Source organism: Dermacoccus sp. PE3 (genome assembly GCF_001021715.1).
Classification (GTDB): Bacteria; Actinomycetota; Actinomycetes; order Actinomycetales; family Dermatophilaceae; genus Dermacoccus; species Dermacoccus abyssi.
Genome location: NZ_LDCM01000004.1, coordinates 413,790 through 431,229, shown reverse-complemented (window position 1 = coordinate 431,229; position 17,440 = coordinate 413,790). Strand labels below are relative to the sequence as shown.

General features: G+C 68.2%; 19 protein-coding genes and 2 tRNA genes. 10 read left to right on the top strand and 11 right to left on the bottom strand.

From position 1 onward, the window contains the following. Window positions 1–158 precede the first annotated feature (158 nt). Genes AA983_RS12475 through AA983_RS12465 form a run of 3 tightly spaced genes read left to right on the top strand, consistent with a single transcriptional unit; the run spans window position 159 to window position 2,153 of the window. Window positions 159–482 (top strand): hypothetical protein, encoded by a 324-nt coding sequence (locus AA983_RS12475; protein WP_047312543.1) that lies wholly within the window; start codon window positions 159–161, stop codon window positions 480–482. A 25-nt stretch (window positions 483–507) separates the two neighbouring features. Next, window positions 508–1,650 carry an AI-2E family transporter gene (locus tag AA983_RS12470; protein WP_047312542.1) on the top strand — a complete coding sequence of 381 codons (1,143 nt, stop codon included), beginning with the start codon at window positions 508–510 and terminating at the stop codon, window positions 1,648–1,650. Then, complete coding sequence (locus AA983_RS12465; RefSeq protein ID WP_047312541.1) at window positions 1,647–2,153, top strand: NUDIX hydrolase; 507 nt, start codon at window positions 1,647–1,649, stop codon at window positions 2,151–2,153. The genes AA983_RS12470 and AA983_RS12465 overlap by 4 nt, the downstream gene beginning before the upstream one ends. Window positions 2,154–2,189: 36 nt before the next feature. Here AA983_RS12465 and AA983_RS12460 read toward each other — a convergent pair whose 3' ends face one another. Together AA983_RS12460 and AA983_RS12455 are read right to left on the bottom strand one after the other, a co-directional pair. Beyond that, entirely contained in the window at window positions 2,190–2,822 is a 633-nt protein-coding gene (locus AA983_RS12460; RefSeq protein WP_047312540.1) for a response regulator transcription factor, read from the bottom strand. Beyond that, on the bottom strand, window positions 2,819–4,108 hold the full coding sequence (locus tag AA983_RS12455; RefSeq protein ID WP_047312539.1) for a sensor histidine kinase: 1,290 nt from the start codon (window positions 4,106–4,108) through the stop codon (window positions 2,819–2,821). The genes AA983_RS12460 and AA983_RS12455 overlap by 4 nt, the downstream gene beginning before the upstream one ends. A gap of 146 nt (window positions 4,109–4,254) precedes the next feature. Between AA983_RS12455 and AA983_RS12450 the strand changes: the two genes are divergently transcribed. The 3 genes from AA983_RS12450 (at window position 4,255) to AA983_RS12440 (ending at window position 6,469) form a co-directional block, all read left to right on the top strand. Beyond that, the gene (locus tag AA983_RS12450) at window positions 4,255–5,331 is read left to right on the top strand and encodes an FtsX-like permease family protein (protein ID WP_047312651.1); all 1,077 of its coding nucleotides are present in this window, start codon (window positions 4,255–4,257) and stop codon (window positions 5,329–5,331) included. Then, complete coding sequence (locus AA983_RS12445; protein ID WP_047312538.1) at window positions 5,328–6,017, top strand: ABC transporter ATP-binding protein; 690 nt, start codon at window positions 5,328–5,330, stop codon at window positions 6,015–6,017. The genes AA983_RS12450 and AA983_RS12445 overlap by 4 nt, the downstream gene beginning before the upstream one ends. A gap of 128 nt (window positions 6,018–6,145) precedes the next feature. Beyond that, window positions 6,146–6,469 carry a hypothetical protein gene (locus tag AA983_RS12440; RefSeq protein ID WP_047312537.1) on the top strand — a complete coding sequence of 108 codons (324 nt, stop codon included), beginning with the start codon at window positions 6,146–6,148 and terminating at the stop codon, window positions 6,467–6,469. 4 nt (window positions 6,470–6,473) lie between these two features. Here AA983_RS12440 and AA983_RS12435 read toward each other — a convergent pair whose 3' ends face one another. From AA983_RS12435 to AA983_RS12420, 4 genes are all read right to left on the bottom strand, one after another. After that, the gene (locus AA983_RS12435) at window positions 6,474–8,261 is read right to left on the bottom strand and encodes an FUSC family protein (protein ID WP_047312536.1); all 1,788 of its coding nucleotides are present in this window, start codon (window positions 8,259–8,261) and stop codon (window positions 6,474–6,476) included. A gap of 118 nt (window positions 8,262–8,379) precedes the next feature. Beyond that, window positions 8,380–8,907 (bottom strand): PadR family transcriptional regulator, encoded by a 528-nt coding sequence (locus tag AA983_RS12430; protein WP_047312535.1) that lies wholly within the window; start codon window positions 8,905–8,907, stop codon window positions 8,380–8,382. Between the two features lie 10 nt (window positions 8,908–8,917). Then, on the bottom strand, window positions 8,918–9,118 hold the full coding sequence (locus AA983_RS12425) for a hypothetical protein (protein ID WP_156170393.1): 201 nt from the start codon (window positions 9,116–9,118) through the stop codon (window positions 8,918–8,920). A 71-nt stretch (window positions 9,119–9,189) separates the two neighbouring features. After that, entirely contained in the window at window positions 9,190–10,167 is a 978-nt protein-coding gene (locus AA983_RS12420; RefSeq protein WP_047312533.1) for an NAD(P)H-quinone oxidoreductase, read from the bottom strand. Between the two features lie 101 nt (window positions 10,168–10,268). On the opposite strand from AA983_RS12420, the gene AA983_RS12415 reads away from it, so the two are divergent. Continuing rightward, window positions 10,269–10,778: a ferritin gene (locus AA983_RS12415; RefSeq protein ID WP_047312532.1), complete on the top strand. Its 510-nt coding sequence runs from the start codon at window positions 10,269–10,271 to the stop codon at window positions 10,776–10,778. Window positions 10,779–10,862: 84 nt separating this feature from the next. On the opposite strand, the gene AA983_RS15680 is transcribed toward AA983_RS12415, so the two are convergent. The 4 genes from AA983_RS15680 to AA983_RS12395 all read right to left on the bottom strand — a co-directional run bounded on the left by AA983_RS15680 (window position 10,863) and on the right by AA983_RS12395 (window position 13,204). After that, the gene (locus AA983_RS15680) at window positions 10,863–11,444 is read right to left on the bottom strand and encodes a TetR/AcrR family transcriptional regulator (protein WP_047312531.1); all 582 of its coding nucleotides are present in this window, start codon (window positions 11,442–11,444) and stop codon (window positions 10,863–10,865) included. Between the two features lie 783 nt (window positions 11,445–12,227). Next, a tRNA-Ser gene (locus AA983_RS12405) sits at window positions 12,228–12,317 on the bottom strand. Window positions 12,318–12,398: 81 nt separating this feature from the next. Further along, window positions 12,399–12,914, bottom strand: a complete 516-nt coding sequence (locus tag AA983_RS12400) for a LytR C-terminal domain-containing protein (RefSeq protein ID WP_052947115.1) — start codon at window positions 12,912–12,914, stop codon at window positions 12,399–12,401. Beyond that, window positions 12,911–13,204, bottom strand: a complete 294-nt coding sequence (locus tag AA983_RS12395; RefSeq protein WP_047312530.1) for a type II toxin-antitoxin system VapB family antitoxin — start codon at window positions 13,202–13,204, stop codon at window positions 12,911–12,913. Before AA983_RS12395 ends, AA983_RS12400 begins: the two co-directional genes overlap by 4 nt. 61 nt (window positions 13,205–13,265) lie before the next feature. Between AA983_RS12395 and AA983_RS12390 the strand changes: the two genes are divergently transcribed. Then, complete coding sequence (locus AA983_RS12390) at window positions 13,266–14,810, top strand: helicase HerA-like domain-containing protein (protein WP_047312529.1); 1,545 nt, start codon at window positions 13,266–13,268, stop codon at window positions 14,808–14,810. A gap of 92 nt (window positions 14,811–14,902) precedes the next feature. Here the strand turns inward: AA983_RS12390 and AA983_RS14990 are convergent, their stop codons facing one another. Next, complete coding sequence (locus AA983_RS14990) at window positions 14,903–15,709, bottom strand: LytR C-terminal domain-containing protein (RefSeq protein WP_052947114.1); 807 nt, start codon at window positions 15,707–15,709, stop codon at window positions 14,903–14,905. 146 nt (window positions 15,710–15,855) lie between these two features. On the opposite strand from AA983_RS14990, the gene AA983_RS12380 reads away from it, so the two are divergent. Next, window positions 15,856–15,945, top strand: a tRNA-Ser gene (locus tag AA983_RS12380). 107 nt (window positions 15,946–16,052) lie between these two features. Further along, complete coding sequence (locus AA983_RS12375; protein WP_197079015.1) at window positions 16,053–17,390, top strand: MFS transporter; 1,338 nt, start codon at window positions 16,053–16,055, stop codon at window positions 17,388–17,390. Window positions 17,391–17,440: the final 50 nt, after the last annotated feature.

Sequence of the window (17,440 nt, the reverse complement as noted above, 5' to 3'; positions counted from 1 at the left end):
CGGCCTAATAATCCACTTCGAGACGAAGGAAGAAGTCGCCGACGCGGTACTTGCGGCCCACGGAGATTGGATGGTGAAGGCCGCCGAGTCGGTGCCCGGACGCGGCGCGCAGAAGCTGATCAATCTCGGTTATGTCGTGTGCGACGCCCTGGCCACGGATGTCCTTTCAGGCCACGGCCCGGCTCGCCGTCGAGCGTGAAACCTACAGCGAGGGACGCCCGGCGTCCTTCCACATGTGGGAGTCGATGGCGCGCCACATGATCGAGAGCCTGGACTGCGACGGCGCTTTTGCCAAAAGGATCGACGCCGAACGCATGGCGCGGATGCTCACCGGGGCCCTGCTCGGGTTGCACCTCACGTGGCAGGCCACCGGGCACGAGCAGGGCCTGCACGAGGAAGTGGAGTACTTCTGGCGAACCATCGGCCCGGTTCTCATTGCCCCCTCCGAGTACGAGGCCCTCGAACTGAGCCGTCCGGCCTGAGCGCTCGACGTGGGAAACTGGCCCGATGAACGAGCCGGTTTCCCCTGACAAGGCGCGCGCGAGCGTCCCCTTCGGCATCCGCCTCGCGGGTGCCTGGTCGGGTTACCTCCTGCTCGTCGCAGCCGCAGTGGCGCTCGTGTTCTGGGCCCTGGCAAAGCTCGGCCTCGTGACCGTTGCGCTCGTCACCGGCATCATGGTGGCGGCGCTCCTGCAGCCGCTCGTGGCGTGGCTCGTGCGCCGAGGCCTCGGGCGCGGGCTCTCGGCCGTCATCTCCTTCTTCGTCGGATTCGGGTTCATCGCGCTGCTCGTGTGGTTCGTGTGGGCCCAGGTGGCCGGTTCCAGCGGCGAGTTCGCGAGTCAGTTCGGCGGCGCCCAGCGCGGTGCGCGTGACTGGTTGGTCGACGGTCCGCTCGGCCTCGACCCGGCCACTGCGAACACCTACACCGTCGATCTGGCCAAAACGGTGAGCGAGCACTCCGGCGACATCACCGCACAGGCCGGCGGCTATCTCGGTCAGGCGGCAGGCGCGCTGTCGGGTTTCGTCCTGACGCTTTTCTGTGTTCTCTTCCTTCTCGCCGACGACGGCTCCATCTGGCGCTGGTGCGTGCGGGTGCTCCCGCGCCCCGCCCACAACTATGCGGATCTCGCCGGCGCGGCAGCATGGAGGACGCTCGTCGTCTACATGCGATCGCTCGTCCTGCTCGCCGTACTCAACGCCGGGGCGATGCTGCCGGTCATGTGGATCGCCGGTGTCCCACTGGCCGTCCCCCTCACCGTGGGGCTGTTCCTCGGCTCCCTGGTGCCGCTCGTCGGCGTGCTCGTCGCGGCGGTCCTGCTGTTCGTCATCGCTCTCGTCAGCAAGGGCATCGTCACCGCGATCGTGATGATGGTGGCGCTCGCCCTCGTCATCCAGCTGTTCGGCAATCTCGTCAACCCGATCATTCTGGGCAAGTTCGTCGATCTCCACCCGCTCGTCATCCTGCTCGGCGTCACCGCCGGCACCGTGCTCGGAGGGGCTTTCGGCGCCTTCACCGCGGTGCCGCTGATCGCCGTCGTCAACAACATGGTCAAGGTGATGCGCCGCTACCACGTCTCGGGAGAGGTGGACGAGGACCTCGACCACGTCCCGGAGGCGCGCCTTGAGAACCTCGTCGAGGAGTCACTGTGAACGCTGCGAACCCTTCACCCCTGCGGATGGCGGCGCTGCGCCTCTACAAGTGGCTGCCGGTCGGCATCAGCCACCGCATCGTCCACGCGATCCAGCCGACGTTCACGGCGGGTGCCGTTGCGATCATCGAGTACGACGGTCGGGTGCTCGCGCTGCGTCAGGTGCACCGCAAGGGCTGGTCGCTGCCCGGCGGGCTCATCGACGGCGGTGAACAGCCGCGCGACGCCGTCATCCGTGAGGTGCGCGAGGAGACCGGCCTGACGATCGAACCGGGTGGCGCGATGGCCACGTACTTCGTGCCGGAGATTCGGCACATCGACGTCATCTTCCGCGTCCACTGCGAAACGAAACCGCACGTCGAGGTGGCCAGTGAGGCCCTCGAATCGGGCTGGTTCGCCCTCGAGGAACTGCCCGAACCCGACGACTCGACGCGCCGCATCCAACACGCCGTGAAACTCGCGCGCGTGGCTCCGCAGCCGGGTCACCTCGTCGACCCCTCCTGAACTGACATGGTGATTGCCTCACCACACCGAATTCCGTCAGCGCAGGATGCCGGCAGTGCGGGCCTTGGCGACGGCGTCCGTGCGGGAGGTGGACCCGAGCTTCTCGTTGATGTGCACGAGGTGGGTCTTCACGGTGGCCTCGGAGACGAAGAGTGCCTTGGCGATCGCGCGGTTCGTCGCGCCGTCGGCGACCCGTTCCAGAACGTCCACCTCGCGCGCCGTGAGAGAGGCTGTCGGCTGCGCGAGGCGGGTGACGAGGCGCTGCGCTACGGCCGGTGCGAGCACCGTCTCGCCGCGTGCCGCGCGGTGGACGGCGTCGACGAGGGTCTCCGGTGGGGCGTCCTTGAGCAGGTAGCCGCCGGCGCCCGCCTCGACGGCGCGCAGGATGTCGGTGTCCGTGTCGTAGGTCGTGAGGATGAGCACCGCGGGGGCGCATCCGCGGCCACGGATGGCCGCCGTCGCACTCACACCGTCCATGCCGTCGCCCATCTGCAGGTCCATGAGGACGACGTCGGGCGGTGTTCCGGTGGCCGTGAGCCGATCGAGTTCGGCGATGGCCTCCGCGCCGTCACTCGCTTCGGCGAGAACGTCGATGCCCGACGCCACGAGCAGGGCCCGCAGGCCGGCTCGAACCACGGGATGGTCGTCGGTGAGCAGCACCGTGGTCACAGGGCGCCTCCGTTCGTCGTGACGGGCGATGGTGCGGCAGGCGAGGTGGCCGTCGGGATCCTGACGAAGAGCGCCGCCCCTTCACCGGGGGCCGACTCGACCTCGAGCTGCCCGCCGAGTTCGACGAGGCGCTCGCGGATGGCACGCAGGCCGAATCCGCTGCCACCGAGCGGGGCGCGCTCGACGGCGGCCTCGTCGAAGCCGACACCGTCGTCGATGATCTCGAGCGTCACGTCGGTGGGCGAGTAGGTCAGCGTCACCCCGGCGCGCGAAGCCTGGGCGTGAATGCGCACGTTGGCGAGACCGCTCTGTGCGATGCGCAGCAACGCGACCTCGACGGGGGACGGCAGCGGGCGGGCCTCTCCGTCGCACGTCGTGGACACTGCGATGCCGGTCTGTTCGCCGAGGCGCTCGGCGAGGCGGCGGAGGGCCGCGAACAGGGGAGCATCGGCGAGTTCCGTCGGAGCGAGGGCGTGGACGACCTCGCGGGCCTGCGTCAGCCCTTCCGCGGCCTGTTCCTCGATCTGACGCAGCAGCGTGCCCTCGCCGTCCTCGCGCGCCAGCCCGGCGCGCGCGAGGAGCAGGATGCTGGAGAAGCCCTGGGCGAGGGTGTCGTGGATGTCGCGGGCGAGTCGCTCGCGTTCGGCGAGGACCCCGGCGCGGTGCTGCGCGTGCGCCAGTTCCTCCTGGGCGGCGAGGGCGTCGTCCTGCGCAGCGACGAGTTGGTCGACGAGGAGGTTGCGGGCGTCGTTCTCCCGCCGCAGTTGGACGTACACCCATGCGATACCGAGGGCGACGAGCATGCCCATGAACGGGCCGATGACGCTGCCCGGTCCCCGCGTCGAGTTCGAGCTCGCGAGAGCGACGACGCTCGCAACGAGCACGACAGCGACCAGGGCCGCGGCGAGCGCGCGTCGCGCGACGTAGAGGACGAGGAAGTAGAACGCGAACGCCAGCCACGCGAAGTCGGCAGCCACGGCGAGCAGCGCGATCCACGCCACGACGAGCGCTGAGATCCACACCTGGGCGAGCTGTTCGCGGCGCGCGTCGGAGACCGGACGGCGCTCCAGCGTGAGGCCGAAACAGTAGAGGCCCATGAACAGCGCCGACGCGACGAACAGGAGCGCGAGGTGCGGCGCCGTCGTCGTCTGCGTGAGAAGCGCACGCGCGAGCCCGACGACGAAGAGCAGGACGAAGAGCACGTGCATGGCGGCCTGCATGGCGCGGATTGCGCGCGCCGTCTCGGGGCGTCGGGCTGTGGCGGACGGCGGCGGGTCGGCACTCATCGTCCCTTCATTCTGCCTTGGCAAGGCGCGCGGCGGTATCAACCGAACGGTTGAGGTGGGCCTCGCCGAGCGGTCGATGTGTGCGCGCGGGAACGGCGATGGAATGGAGATATTCACTCCCGCACCGCTTGTTCGGAAAGGCTGAGATGTTTCTCGGATCCCGCGACCTGCGCCACGCCAAGGGCAGGTTCGCGCTCATCGGCGGCGTGGTCGCTCTCATCACGCTGCTCGTCGTCATGCTGACGGGGCTCGCGGCGGGCCTCGGGCGTGAGAGCGTTGCCGCCGTCTCGACGATGCCGGAGCGCGGCGTCTCCCAAATCGCCTTCTCGCAGCCGGCCCAGGGGCAGAAGGTCGGCTTCGACTCCTCTCGCGTCGCGTCGTCCGCGGTGAAGGACGCGGCCGACCAGCCCGGCGTCACGGAGGCGACGTCACTGGCGATCGCGCAGAGCCGCGTCAGCGTCGACGGTGTCCGCTCGGCCGTCACGGTCTTCGTCGTCGAGGACGGATCGTTCGCCGCGCCGTCGGGCGTTCGTCCCGGCTCGGTCGTCGTCGGTTCGGGCCTCGGCAAGGACGCGAACGTCGCGGCCGGTGACTCGATCACGTTCGGCGACAAATCGGTTCGCGTTCAGGCGCTGAGCGACGACGCGTCCTACCAGCACGTTCCCGTCGTCTGGATGACACAGGCCGACGCCAAGGCTGCGGGCGTCCAGACCGCGGGCGGCACCTCGCTCGCCCTGCTGAAGACGGACGGTTCGTTCGATGCTGCAGCGTTCGAGAAGCAGAGCGACCTCGTGGCGATGACACCGAACGATTCCCTGTCCACCATCTCCGCCTACCAGGCCGAGAACGGTTCGCTCACGCTCATGCGCGTCATGCTCATGCTCGTCTCGGCCCTCGTCGTGGGAGCGTTCTTCACGATCTGGACCATCCAGCGCACGCCGGACCTCGCCGTGCTCAAGGCGATCGGTGCCCGCACGAGCTACCTCGTGCGTGACGCCCTCGGTCAGGCCGCGATTCTCCTCCTCATCGGCGGTGGCCTCGGCACGCTCATCGCGACCGTCGGCGGGTTGCTCGCCCGAGACGTCGTCCCCTTCGTCGTCAGCCCGACGACGACCCTCGTCCCCCTCGTCCTTCTCATGGTTCTCGGTCTTCTCGGCGCGCTCGTCAGCCTGCGCCGCATCGCGACCGTCGACCCCAACTCAGCGCTAGGAGCTGCACGATGAGCCTCATCGTCGATGACGCCGTTCTCACCTTCCCCGACGGCGCCGGCCGCATCACCGCGGTCGACCACGTCAGCCTCAGCGTCGAACCCGGCGAGTTCGCCGCCGTCACCGGCCCGTCCGGTTCGGGTAAGTCGTCGCTCCTCGCCGTGGCGGGTCTGCTGCAGACGCCGGACTCGGGCAGCGTCGCGATCGGTGGCCGTGTCGTCTCGGGCCTGTCGCGCAAGGACGCGGCCGCGGTGCGCCTGTCGTTGATCGGCTTCGTCTTCCAGCAGAGCAACCTCATCGCGTCGCTCACCGCCGCGGAACAACTCGCAGCCGTGGCCCGCCTCGACGGGCGCAAGAGCAAGGCCGTCCAGGATCGCGCGATGGAACTGCTCGAGGCAGTCGACCTCAAGGACGCCGCGAGCCGTCGTCCGGCGCAGCTGTCGGGCGGTCAGCGTCAGCGCGTGGGTATCGCCCGGGCGCTCATGAACTCACCCGAGCTGCTCCTCGTCGACGAACCGACGTCGGCGCTCGACTCCGAGCGCAGCTCTGCCGTCATGCGCCTCATCGGCGACGTGACGCGTGACTCCGGCGTCGCGACGCTCATGGTGACGCACGACCTGCCGACGCTCACCGCCGTCGACTCCGTGTACGAGATGGTCGACGGTCGGCTGAGCCGCTCCGAGCGGGCCGAGGCCGCCTGACGTACAACGAGTTCACAGGCGCACCGTACGCGCGGGAAGCGATCGTCGCTTCTCGCGCGTTCGTGCATCGGTCGGGAACACGTCGGGATCTCGCCCATCTCGTGGGCGCCGAGTGCCATCCTGGCGGCATGCAGCAGGTCGACTTCGCCGAGGGATACTTCGACGCCGTGAGCGTCGGCACGAAGGCCACCACCGTGCGATGGAAGGAGAACATCGCACCCGGCGCTGCCCGGTTCGCCTTCGGTGCTCGCAGTCTTCGTGGCCGGGTCGAGTCGGTCACGAGCCACGCGGCAGCGACCCTCACGGCCGAGCAGGCGGACGCTCCGCCCGGCACCGACATGCGGGAGTTCGTGGAAGCTCTGCGACGTAACTACTACGCCGAGATGCCGGACGACGCGGTGGTCGAGGTCGTACGGTTCGTCGTCGAGAGGGACGGCGAGAACTCCGGGTAGTGCGTCAGCTGCGGCGCGCGAGCCCGACCGCGAGCACCTCGTCGAGGCCGGTGGCCACCGTGGTGGAGTCGACGACCTGCGTCGAGATCGGCGGCAGATCGTGGATGAGGCGCGTGAGGCGGGCGCTCATCGCTTCGGCGTCGAGCAGCTTGAGTGGGTCCGCGGTCCAGCACGCGGCGAGCGTCACGTAGGACGTGGAGTTGAGGCTGGCCTCCACCTCCTCCCACGTTCCGAGGGTGTGCGGCAGATCGGTGGCCGCCATCGCGAGCACGTGGTCGGCCTCGAGCTGTTCGAAGACGAGATCCCGCCGGGCGGCGACGCCCCGGTCCGAATCCTGCTGGCCGTCGGCCATGAGCACGAGCACGCGCTGAAGCGCTCGCAGCGAGCGGCGGAACTGCCTGCGCACCAAACGGATCGGCAGACGTCGCGCGAACGCCCACAAGATGACGACACAGATGGCGCACGAGAGCGCCGTCTCGAAGACGCGGTCGAGCATCAACTCGGTCGTCGGTGCGTGCGACGAGCCGACGGAGGCCACGAGCAACGCCATCGGTGTGATGAACATCGAACCGAGCGCGTAGTTGCTCACGACCGACCACTGCAGGAGGAAGACGCACACGAGCGCGATGACGATGACCCACCAGTCGGTCGGTCCGGCCAGACTGACGAGGAAGAACAGGCCGACGCCGACGACGGTGCCGACGAAGCGGTGGCCGGCGCGGTGCGTCAGCGAGAGTCGGTCACCGTTGAGGGAGACGAGCAGCGCCGTTGTCATGACGGCCCAGTACGGGTGTGAGACGCCGAGGGCGTACGCGATGACGCAGGTGGCGAGCACCGCGAGCGCGGCCCGGCGCGCGATGAGCGAGGGCAGGGAAGAGCGGGACAGCCCCCACTCGAGCAGGTAACGCCGCGGCGGACGCCCGAGGTAGCGCGCCTGGAGCATCGTCGGGACGGCGATGTCGGCGTCGGGCAGGCGGGTGGCGGCGGTGCGTTGGACGACGGCGATGTGCATCTTGCGCACCTGCGCCGTGAGATCACGCAGGTGCGGGTTGCGGTTGCGGCGTCCTGCGGCCAACGCGACGGCCCACGCGGCGTTGAAGATCGAGCCGTATGCGGCGTCGCGCAGGCGGCCCGTCTCGACGAAGTCGCCGTCGGGGTCGGTGGCGAAGTATTCGTCACACGCCTCTTGCGCATCCTCGACGGCTTCGTCCTCGGGCGTGTGCCGGAACGGCCACTGCAGCGCGAGGCTGAGCACGCTCGACATCACGGCGCCCAACGACGCGGCCAGGACGAACGTCGAACCTGCCACGCCTGTCGTGGGCAGGTAGGTGCCGATGGCCGGGCCGATCGTGAGGAACACCGGCCCGGGCGGGTCGCCGACGAGCGCGTGGTAGAGCAGCACACTGACGCCGGCAATCGCCGTCAGGGCGAGGGTGGTGAGAAGCGCGTTGCCCGCGACGCTCACGCCGATGGTCAGGGCGAGGGCGTAGGCGAGTGTCATCGAGGCGAGGATCGTGACGCGGTGGCGCCACGTGCGTCGCACGCTGACGGTGCACAGGAACGTTCCGGTGAGGCCGAGCAATCCCATCTTGGGACCGAAGATCAGCGACAGCGTGAGCACGGTGAGCGTCACGCAGGTCGTGATGTGCGCAGCCACCTTCCAGCGTCCCGGAGAGGGCTTCACCTCGACGAAGGTGTGTAGCTCGTCGGCCACGCGCCTCTTCGTCACGCCACGGCGTCGCGCGACGCGCCGCACCTCGGGCGGGACGAGGAGCATGGTCAGCCGGGACATGACTCCTATTTTGTCGGCCCGGCGCCGTGCACGGCCACCGAGCGTGCGCCGGATACCGAACACACGAACGCGGGCCCGGTGTGACCCGGACCCGCGCACGGTGTGGTTCGAGCAGGGGTCAGCTGCGCGCCAGTCGCTCCTCGACGTAATCGAGCCAGCGCAGTTCGGCCTCGTCGGCGAAGATGAGCGACTCGAGGACGAGCTCGTCGGCGCCCACACCAGGCGGGGTCTCACCGAACGACCGGCGCGGTTTCGAGCGGTTGAGTTCGCGCAGGTGCGTCAACGTCGCCGCCCGTTGCGCCGAGACGATAGCCCGAACGTCGACGCCCGGCATCGTCACGGCGAGGGCCAACTTGATGGCCAGTTCGTTGCGGGGCGTGACGTCCCGCGGCACCGCCTGATCCCACCAGCCGAGCACCTCGGCGCGGCCGGCGTCGGTGAGCCGGTAGGGGATGCGCCCGTCGGCGTCCGGCGTACCGGCGCCCTCGACGAGACCGTCGCGCTCGAGGCGCCCCAACGTCGTGTAGACCTGACCGATGTTCAGCGGCCACTGACCGCCGGTGCGAGCCTCGAACTCGGCCTTGAGCTGGGCGCCGTACATCGGCTGGGAGTCGAGAAGGGCGAGAAGACTGTTGCGAACACTCATGACAGCCTCCTCATGCTTCGCGGCGTGTCAGCGGCGGCGTGCGCCGGGCGAACGTCATCGAGATCGCCGCGGCGAGCAGGGGCACGCCGACGAGCAGTATGAGCAGCAGCCACCAGGGAACCACATAGGTTCCGGGGACGCTCGTGGCGCCGCTCTCGGTGTAAGCCGTTCCGGTGGCGTCCCGCGCCAGGATGTGTTGAGGGGGGCGCAAGGGCGACACGTGCGGGACCACGACGAGCAATGCGCTCGTCGTGGGCTCAGCGGCAGGGGTGAAGAAAGCGATCAGACGGTGAGGAGCACCTTGCCGATGTGCTGCGAGGCGGCGAGCTCGCGGTGGGCGTCGGCCGCCCGGGTGAGGGGGTAGGTGGCGTGCACGATCGGACGCACCGCGCCGGATTCGACGAGCGGCCAGACGTTTTCGCGCACGTGCGCGACGATGGCGGCCTTCTCCTCGCGCGGGCGTGAGCGCAGACCCGTCGCGGTGATCTGCGCACGCTTGGCGAGCAGCTTCGACAGGTCGAGTTCGGCCTTCGTCCCGCCCTGCATGCCGATGACGACGAGCCGCCCGCTTGGCGCGAGAGCCGCGATGTTGCGTTCGAGGTACTTGGCTCCGACGACATCGAGGATGACGTTCGCACCGCCTTCGGCGTCCATCGCGTCGACGAAGTCGTCCTCGCGATAGTTGATGAGAATGTCTGCTCCGAGCGCCTTGCAGGCGGCGAGCTTCTCCGCCGAGCCAGCCGTCACGGCGACGCGGGCGCCGGACGCCTTGGCGAGCTGGATGGCCATCGTGCCGATGCCACTGCCGCCGCCGTGGACGAGGACGAGTTCGCCGGGTTGGAGGTCGGCCGTGAGGAAGACGTTCGACCAGACGGTGGAGGCAACCTCCGGGAGCGCTGCTGCGGTGACGAGGTCAATGCCGTGGGGGACCGGCAGGATCTGGCCGACCGGGGCCACGACGTACTCGGCGTAACCGCCTCCGGCAAGGAGCGCGCAGACCTCGTCGCCGACCTTCCACCCCAGCGTGTCGGTTCCGACGGCCTCGATCGTGCCGGAGACCTCGAGCCCCGGAAGCTCCGATTCGCCGGGCGGCGGCGGATAGAAACCCTGACGCTGCATGAGGTCCGCGCGGTTGACGCCTGCAGCCGCGACGCGGATGAGCACATCGTCGCCGGCGAGGTCTGCGGGGCTGGGCGTGTCGACGTCGGCGGGAGTGAGGACGCTCTCGTCACCGAACCCGGGCAGTGTGATAGCGAGCATGTTTCGAGCCTATGTGACGAAGCTCCGCGCGGGACGGGGCGGTTGGTCAGGCTTGCCTCGTCTCACCTGCGCCACGCCGAATGAAGTGGCACGATGCAGATATGAAGCTCAGCGCAGATCTCGAAAAGGCATTCAACGACCAGATCACCCTCGAGTTCGAGGCCTCGATCGTCTACCGCCAGCTCGCCATCGAGCTCGACGCTATGGACCTCCCGGGCATGGCTGCGTGGCTGCGGCACCAGGCGGACGAGGAGATCGTCCACGCCAACAAGTTCATCGACCACTTGCTCGACCGCGACAACCACCCGAAGATCGGCTCCCAGATGGCTCCGAGCGTCGAGGTTTCGACCGTGCTCGACGCCTTCGAAGCGGCCTACGCGCACGAGAAGAAGGTCTCGGAATCGATCCGCGAGCTGTACCGCTCCGCCGATTCCGAGGGTGACCTCGACTCGCGTCCGCTGCTCAACTGGTTCCTCACCGAGCAGATCGAGGAAGAGGCGACGGTCAGCGAGATCGTCGGTCGCGTCGAACTCATCAAGGACGACGGCCCTGGCCTCCTGCGCCTCGACGAGGAGCTCGGCCAGCGCCCCACGCGTTCGACCGAGGGCTGATCCGAGGTTCCTCCGGACGCAGAAAGCGGCCGGTACCTGCTCATCCGAGCGGGTACCGGCCGCTTTTCACGTGCCGGAGAGGCGTCAGGCCGTGGCAGCCACGTGCACGCGGGGAAGCGTGCGTGCCTGATCGATGAGGTGGTGCTCGACGGTGTCGAGCGATGCAACCGTGCGGGCTGCGCGTGCCACGGTCGTGGCACCGTTGAGGGAGCAGAAGGCGAGGGTGGCGAAGGAGCAGGCAGCCTCGGGCTCGACGCCGCACTCGCGGAGGCCGTCGCTCAGGGCGTCGACGAACGTGGCGAAGACCACGGCGCATCGGTCGAGCTGTTCGGTGTTCTCCGCTGCGACGGTGACGGCGGTGGCGGAGCAACCCACTTCGAATTCGCCGTCGAGAACGTACGCGCGGTAGCCGTCGAGCACCGAACGAACGAACTGCTCGGGGTTGACGCGGCAGATGGAGCCGATCCACTCCACGAAGGACTCCGCGCTTGCATCGAGAGCAGCAAGGACGAGTTCCTGCTTTCCCCCGGGGAAGTGGTGGTAGATCGAGCCGCGCGGGGTGCGCGTTGCCTGGGTGACCTCCGCGAACGAGGTGGATTGGAGGCCGCGTCGCGACAACAGGTCGCAAGCGCCCACGATCATGCGCTGACGCACGTTCTTGGCCATGAAACATCCTCCTGTGGGGCTTGCAGTGCGGTCGTGCCGCCTGCGAGCGATCATGCTGACTGGTGGTCCCACGCCGAGTGCCGTTGGCATGGCACACGATACGCGAATATTTGGACGGTCGTCCGAATCCCTGTTGGGTCCTGAGCCCTGGTCGAACAATGGGTGGCAGCCCGATCGCAAGGCTCTGAAGAAACCAGATGGTTGATTGTTGGTCAATATACCGGACGCCCCCGGGTTGGCGGGCGGAAGAGAGTACAGTGACTTCTTACTGAGATCGCCCGGATGCGCTGCGAAACGGGTTCCGCTCGCGGAGTTGGAAAATCGTCCAACTGTGGTGAGGTGGCCCGTTTTGCCCGTCACGTCGGGGGATTGTCGGCCCCGAGTGCGCGCAAAGCGGCGTGACGGGACCTTGGTCCCCACTTTTCGATCTGGTGGAAATGAGGGGCACTTTGGGGTGTGTGGCCCCTCCCTATGGGTGGAGGGTGCGTCCTCAGTGGCTGGAGTGGGCGTCATCGGTCCGTCGAGTGGTCCGATCGACAGGCGGTGGGCCTTCTCCCTCGTGCTTCATCGGACAGAAAAGGACCCCTCCGGGCGACTTTGTCGCTGATCCGGAGGGGTCCTTCTCTGTCTGGCGGTGGCGGTGGGAGCCGTCGTGACGCGCGGGGCTCGCTGTCGCTCGCTCGCGCGTCACTCCTCCCAAATCCCCCGTGCTTCATCAGATACGAATGGACCCCCGCCCAGGGCGACTTCGTCGCTGGTCCTGGGCGGGGGTCCATTCGTATCTGGCGGTGGCGGTGGGATTTGAACCCACGGTGGAGTCACCCCCACACACGCTTTCGAGGCGTGCTCCTTAGGCCGCTCGGACACGCCACCGCCAGAAAGATTACAACAGTGGGTCACTGAGTCAAAAACGGGATGACCGGGGCGTGAGGAATGTCGTAAGCCCGCTGGTGATCAGGAGCAGCTGGGTGAGGCGGACGGCTTCTCCGCGGCCTTCTCGAGCGTCGGGAACTGCGGGCCGACGACAACATCGACACCAGCGCCGTCGCGCCCGTCCTGGACGAGCCTCGCGCCCGGGACGCGTGGCTCGACGTACTTCTTGGCGTTCTGGGCTCCGCCCGGACCGAACCGAATCTCGCCCACGTTGGAGATCTTCTTCTTGTACGGGTCGTTGCTCACCGTGCCGACATTGAACTCGTACGTGCGCAAGGCGTCGGCGGCGTCACCGGCAGCGCCCTTCGGCCCGCCCGCGTTGTAGACGTTGACGGGGAACGTGGCCTGAGGCGGCAGCGATGTCGTCGTGCCGCTGGGGCACTCGCCGGCCTTCGGCTTGCTCGGCTGGGACATGAACGTGACGGCGAAGACGACGGAGCCGATGACCAGGAGGGCGCAGAGCGTCAGGATCGCCAACGAGCGCCGCTCGCGCCGACGGCGGGCACGCTCGAGACCGTTGTCGCGGACGTAGCTCACAGCGAAAGCACCCTGGCGTGGAACGTGGAACGCTGCTGCAACGCGGCGCGCAGGGCGCGGTGCAGGCCGTCCTCGAGGTACAGCTCGCCGCTGTAGGCGACGACGTGCGCGAAGATGTCCCCGTAGAAGGTCGAATCCTGCGAAAGCAGGGCCGAGAGATCGAGCGTGGCGCGGGTGGTCGTCAGATCTGCGAGGCGGACGACACGCGGCGTGATCGGCGACCAGTCCTTGGGCGTCACGAGGCCGTGGTCGGGGTAGGGGCGCGAGTCGCCAACGGCCTTGAAGATCACGGGCTCATTTTATGCGCGTCGTCTACTGCGCGTGCACACACGCGCCGGATATTGTCGCCGCGTGAGCGAAAACAATCAGCTTGAAGCCATCCGCACGGGTTACGCCTTCGAGGGCGGCTCGCTCGACCTCGGGGCTGCCGTCGACGCCGGCACGGCAGCACCAGACGTCCAGGTGCGTCTGCCGCTCGCGATGATGAACCGTCACGGACTCATCGCGGGAGCCACCGGTACCGGTAAGACCAAGACCCTCCAGCTCATGGCCGAGCAGCTCGCCACGAACGGCGTACCCGTCTTCATGGCCGACATCAAGGGCGACCTCTCGGGTCTGGCCGAGCCAGGCGAGTCGAACGACAAGGTCGCGCAGCGTGCGTCCGACGTGGGTCAGACGTGGGAGGCGAAGGGCTTCGAGGTCGAGTACCTCGCGCTGGGCGGTCAGGGCAAGGGTGTTCCCGTGCGCGCCACCGTCACATCGTTCGGCCCGACGCTGCTGTCGAAGGTGCTGGGCCTCAACTCGACCCAGGAGTCGAGCCTCGGGCTGATCTTCCACTATGCCGACAGCCAGGGTCTCGCGCTGCTCGACCTCAAGGATCTGCGCGCCGTCATCACTCACCTCACGTCCGACGAGGGGAAGGCCGATCTCAAGGAACTGGGCGGTCTCTCGTCGGCCACGGCCGGAGTCATCCTGCGCAATCTCATCGCTTTCGCCGACGGCGGCGCCGAGGCGTTCTTCGGTGAGCCGGAGTTCGAGACCTCGGACCTGCTGCGTACTGGCGCTGACGGTCGCGGCATCATCACCTGCCTCGAACTGCCGAGCGTCCAGGAGCAGCCGACGCTGTTCTCCACGTTCCTCATGTGGATGCTCGCCGACCTGTTCCAGGAGCTCCCGGAAGCCGGCGACCTCGACAAGCCGAAGCTCGTCTTCTTCTTCGACGAGGCGCACCTGCTCTTCGACGAGGCGAGCAAGGCGTTCGTCGACCAGATCGAGCAGACCGTTCGTCTCATCCGCTCCAAGGGCGTCGGTGTCTTCTTCGTCACGCAGACCCCGAAGGATGTCCCCGCCGGCGTTCTCGGTCAGCTCGGTAACCGGGTGCAGCACGCGCTGCGCGCGTTCACGCCGGACGATCAGAAGGCGCTCAACGCCACCGTACGTACCTTCCCGAAGAGTGGGTACGACCTCGAGGAGCTCCTCACGACGCTCGGCACCGGCGAGGCCGTCGTCACGGTGCTCTCCGAGAAGGGCGCGCCGACGCCCGTCGCGTGGACCCGCATGCTCGCACCGACGTCGAAGATGGCCCCGGCGAGCGAGGAGACGATGGACCGCGTCATCGGCGCCTCCGCCATCGCCTCGAAGTACTCCGAGTCCGTCGACCGCGAATCCGCGTACGAGCGTCTTCAGAACAAGTTCGCCCAGGCTCCCGCCGAGAGCGACAACGCCGAGGAAAAGCCCAAGGCCGCTCCGAAGGAAGCAGCGAAGCCGAAGGAGGAGCCCGGCATGGTGAGCCAGGTCGTGCGCTCCAGCGCGTTCAAGTCGTTCATGCGCTCCGCAGGCACACAGATCGGCCGCGAGATCACCCGCAGCCTGTTCGGTACGGGCCGCCGTCGCTGACGCGCCTTCCCCACGGACGAAGCGGGCCGCACCTTCGGGGGTGCGGCCCGCTTCGTCCGTTGAACCGTCGAGGTGAGGCGTGAACGGCGACCTCAGCAGCTCGGTGTCGGTGAGGAGCCCGGAGCCTTCGTCGCCTGCGAGAGCGGGGCCACCTTGCCGCCCTTGAGCCACTTCGACCCGAGGTAGAGGCGCACGTCGCGACCCGTCATGCTGACGTTCGCCTTCTCGTCCTGCAGAAGTCGCGAGCCGGGGATGCTCATCTGGACGCGCTGGGCGTCGGGCAGGCCCTCCTCGTCGTAGACGATGACGGCCGTGTCGTCTGGGTAGTAGGCGCGATCGTTGGCCTTCGCCTCGCTGTGGAAGCCCTGCTTGGCCAGCTGGTTGCTCACCGTCGCAGCGAGTCCGCTCTGGAAGGTCGTGTTGAACACGGCCACCTTGACGTCCTTGATGGGGCGTGGCGGCTGCGGCGTCAGCGTGAAGTCGTTGCCGATGACGACGTCGACCGTCGGGTCGGCCCGTTCGTCCTGGTACAGGTTGGCGTGCGGGATCTGAGTGGCCAGGTTGAGGGCGATCGTGCGCCCGGACTTGCCGTACCGGATCTCCGCGTACTTCGGTGTCGGCCGGTCGTCGGCGAGCGGGTCGTTCGCCACCTCGAGCAGGTTGAGGCCTCGCCATCCGAGGCGCCTGGCGACTGTGGCCGCCTCACCCTTGGAGTCGCTCGCGTTGTACACGTTGGCGTACATCGTCGGCCAGGCGACGGTGCGAGACGGCTTCGGGTTGCCGGCCGGGCAGGTGGGCGCAGCCTTCTTCTTCGGCTCTTCCTTGCTGCTGCAGGCCCCCGACGTCACCGTGAGCGCCATGGCGAGGCAGGCGGCGCCCGCAGCGCGGTAACGAGGCATCGGCAGGCTCCTGATCGACCTTGGAGGGGCGGGTGTCATCGCACGCGCGATGCGTCGTCAGTCTACCGGCCCCAGGAGCGCTTCCCCGGGTGCGCCACGGCGGCACGATTGGGAGTTGAATGCAGGTTTGCAGTAAGGTTTCCGGCGGAGGATTCGCATAGTGGCCTAGTGCGCACGATTGGAAATCGTGTTGGGGATGAAACCCCTCATGGGTTCAAATCCCATATCCTCCGCCACACAGCGATTGGCCCCGAGACTTCAGAGTCTCGGGGCCTTCGCGTGTCTTGGGGCGACGTGGGGGGCCGGGTGTCGCCAGAGGTCGCGGGGCTGGCACCATTGGTCGGTGCCCTCCGCTTCGATGTTCCGCGACTTGCCACGCCCCGCGAAGTGGATGCTCACCAGTCTCGTGTTCGACTTCGTCGGCACCGGCCTCATCATGCCGTTCGCCGTCGTCTACCTCCACGAGGTGCGCGACTTCTCACTCCAGACGGCCGGTGTTCTCCTTGCGCTACCCGCCATCGTCGGGTTGCTCGCTGTCGGACCGGGCGGTGTGCTCATCGACCGCTTCGGTGCGCGCCGCGTCGTCATCGCCGCGGTGTCGCTCGAGATCGTGGCGCAGGTGCTCATGGCCAACGCGCTCACCGTGCCCGTGGCCGCGACGTCGCTCGTCTGCTCCGGTTTGGCTACAGGCGTCATCTTCCCGGCGGTGCAGGCGATGGTCGCCACCGTCATGCCCACCCACCAACGTCAGCACTACTTCGGGCTCAGCTTCACGCTGCTCAACCTCGGCCTCGGCATCGGCGGGATGCTGGGCGGTGCCGTCGTCGACGTGGAGCGTCCCGGGACGTTCGAGCGCATCTACTACATCGACGCGGTCACGTTCCTCATTCCGCTGATGCTCTACCTCGGCCCGCTGCGGCGCTACGGCGGCCCGGTGGCGCACGGCGCTTCGTCGGGCGACGACGGCGCGATGCCGGTCAGCGGCGGGTACCGACTCGTGCTGCGCGACCCGGCGATGCGGCTGCTCGTCGTGCTCGGGTTCGTCACGGCGTTCATCGGTTACGCCCAGTTCGGCGTCGGGTTCCAGGCGTTCTCGCGGACGGTCGCGCACATCTCCACCCAGGTGCTCGGGTGGGCGTACGCCGCCAACACGGCCGTCATCGTCGTGGCGCAGCTGTTCGTGCTGAAGTTCGTCGCCGGACGCCGACGCACCCGCGCGCTGCTCGTCATGTGTGTGCTGTGGGCGATCTCGTGGAGCGGGCTCGGCGTTGCCGGCCTGGCGGGGGAGTCGAACGTCGTGCTCGCCTCGGTGCTGGTGTGCGCGTCGGCCGCGATCTTCGGCGTCGGTGAGACCTTCCTGCAGCCGACGCTTCCCGCCATGGTCAACGACCTCGCCCCCGACCACCTGCGCGGCCGCTACAACTCGGCCTCTGCCGGTGCCTTCCACATCGCGGAGATCGTCGGTCCGCCGTTCGCCGGCCTGCTCATCGGGCACGCACTCGCCGGGTGGTACGCCGTCGCGCTCGTCGCGGGATGCGCCGTGGCTGCGTGGGTGACGATCGTCGTCGAGCGACAGCTGTCGCCGAAGGTCAACGGCGTCGGCGTGAGCGCGCCGGAAGAGATCGACGTCGAGGGCGAGATGGCGCTCGAGGTGCAGCGCGCGAAGCTCTCGACGGAATGACGCTCGGCGTTGCCGTAGTGCGATGGCCCGGGCGGCGGTGTGCGCTCGCG

Bases quoted from the DNA above. Each gene is read 5' to 3' on its own strand.
- AA983_RS12440 (WP_047312537.1), top strand. From the start codon at position 6,146: ATGCAGCAGGTCGACTTCGCCGAGGGATACTTCGACGCCGTGAGCGTC.
- AA983_RS12475 (WP_047312543.1), top strand. From the start codon at position 159: ATGTCCTTTCAGGCCACGGCCCGGCTCGCCGTCGAGCGTGAAACCTAC.
- AA983_RS12450 (WP_047312651.1), top strand. From the start codon at position 4,255: ATGTTTCTCGGATCCCGCGACCTGCGCCACGCCAAGGGCAGGTTCGCG.
- AA983_RS14990 (WP_052947114.1), bottom strand. From the start codon at position 15,709: ATGCCTCGTTACCGCGCTGCGGGCGCCGCCTGCCTCGCCATGGCGCTC.
- AA983_RS12455 (WP_047312539.1), bottom strand. From the start codon at position 4,108: ATGAGTGCCGACCCGCCGCCGTCCGCCACAGCCCGACGCCCCGAGACG.
- AA983_RS15680 (WP_047312531.1), bottom strand. From the start codon at position 11,444: ATGGCCAAGAACGTGCGTCAGCGCATGATCGTGGGCGCTTGCGACCTG.
- AA983_RS12445 (WP_047312538.1), top strand. From the start codon at position 5,328: ATGAGCCTCATCGTCGATGACGCCGTTCTCACCTTCCCCGACGGCGCC.
- AA983_RS12435 (WP_047312536.1), bottom strand. From the start codon at position 8,261: ATGTCCCGGCTGACCATGCTCCTCGTCCCGCCCGAGGTGCGGCGCGTC.
- AA983_RS12470 (WP_047312542.1), top strand. From the start codon at position 508: ATGAACGAGCCGGTTTCCCCTGACAAGGCGCGCGCGAGCGTCCCCTTC.
- AA983_RS12420 (WP_047312533.1), bottom strand. From the start codon at position 10,167: ATGCTCGCTATCACACTGCCCGGGTTCGGTGACGAGAGCGTCCTCACT.
- AA983_RS12430 (WP_047312535.1), bottom strand. From the start codon at position 8,907: ATGAGTGTTCGCAACAGTCTTCTCGCCCTTCTCGACTCCCAGCCGATG.
- AA983_RS12415 (WP_047312532.1), top strand. From the start codon at position 10,269: ATGAAGCTCAGCGCAGATCTCGAAAAGGCATTCAACGACCAGATCACC.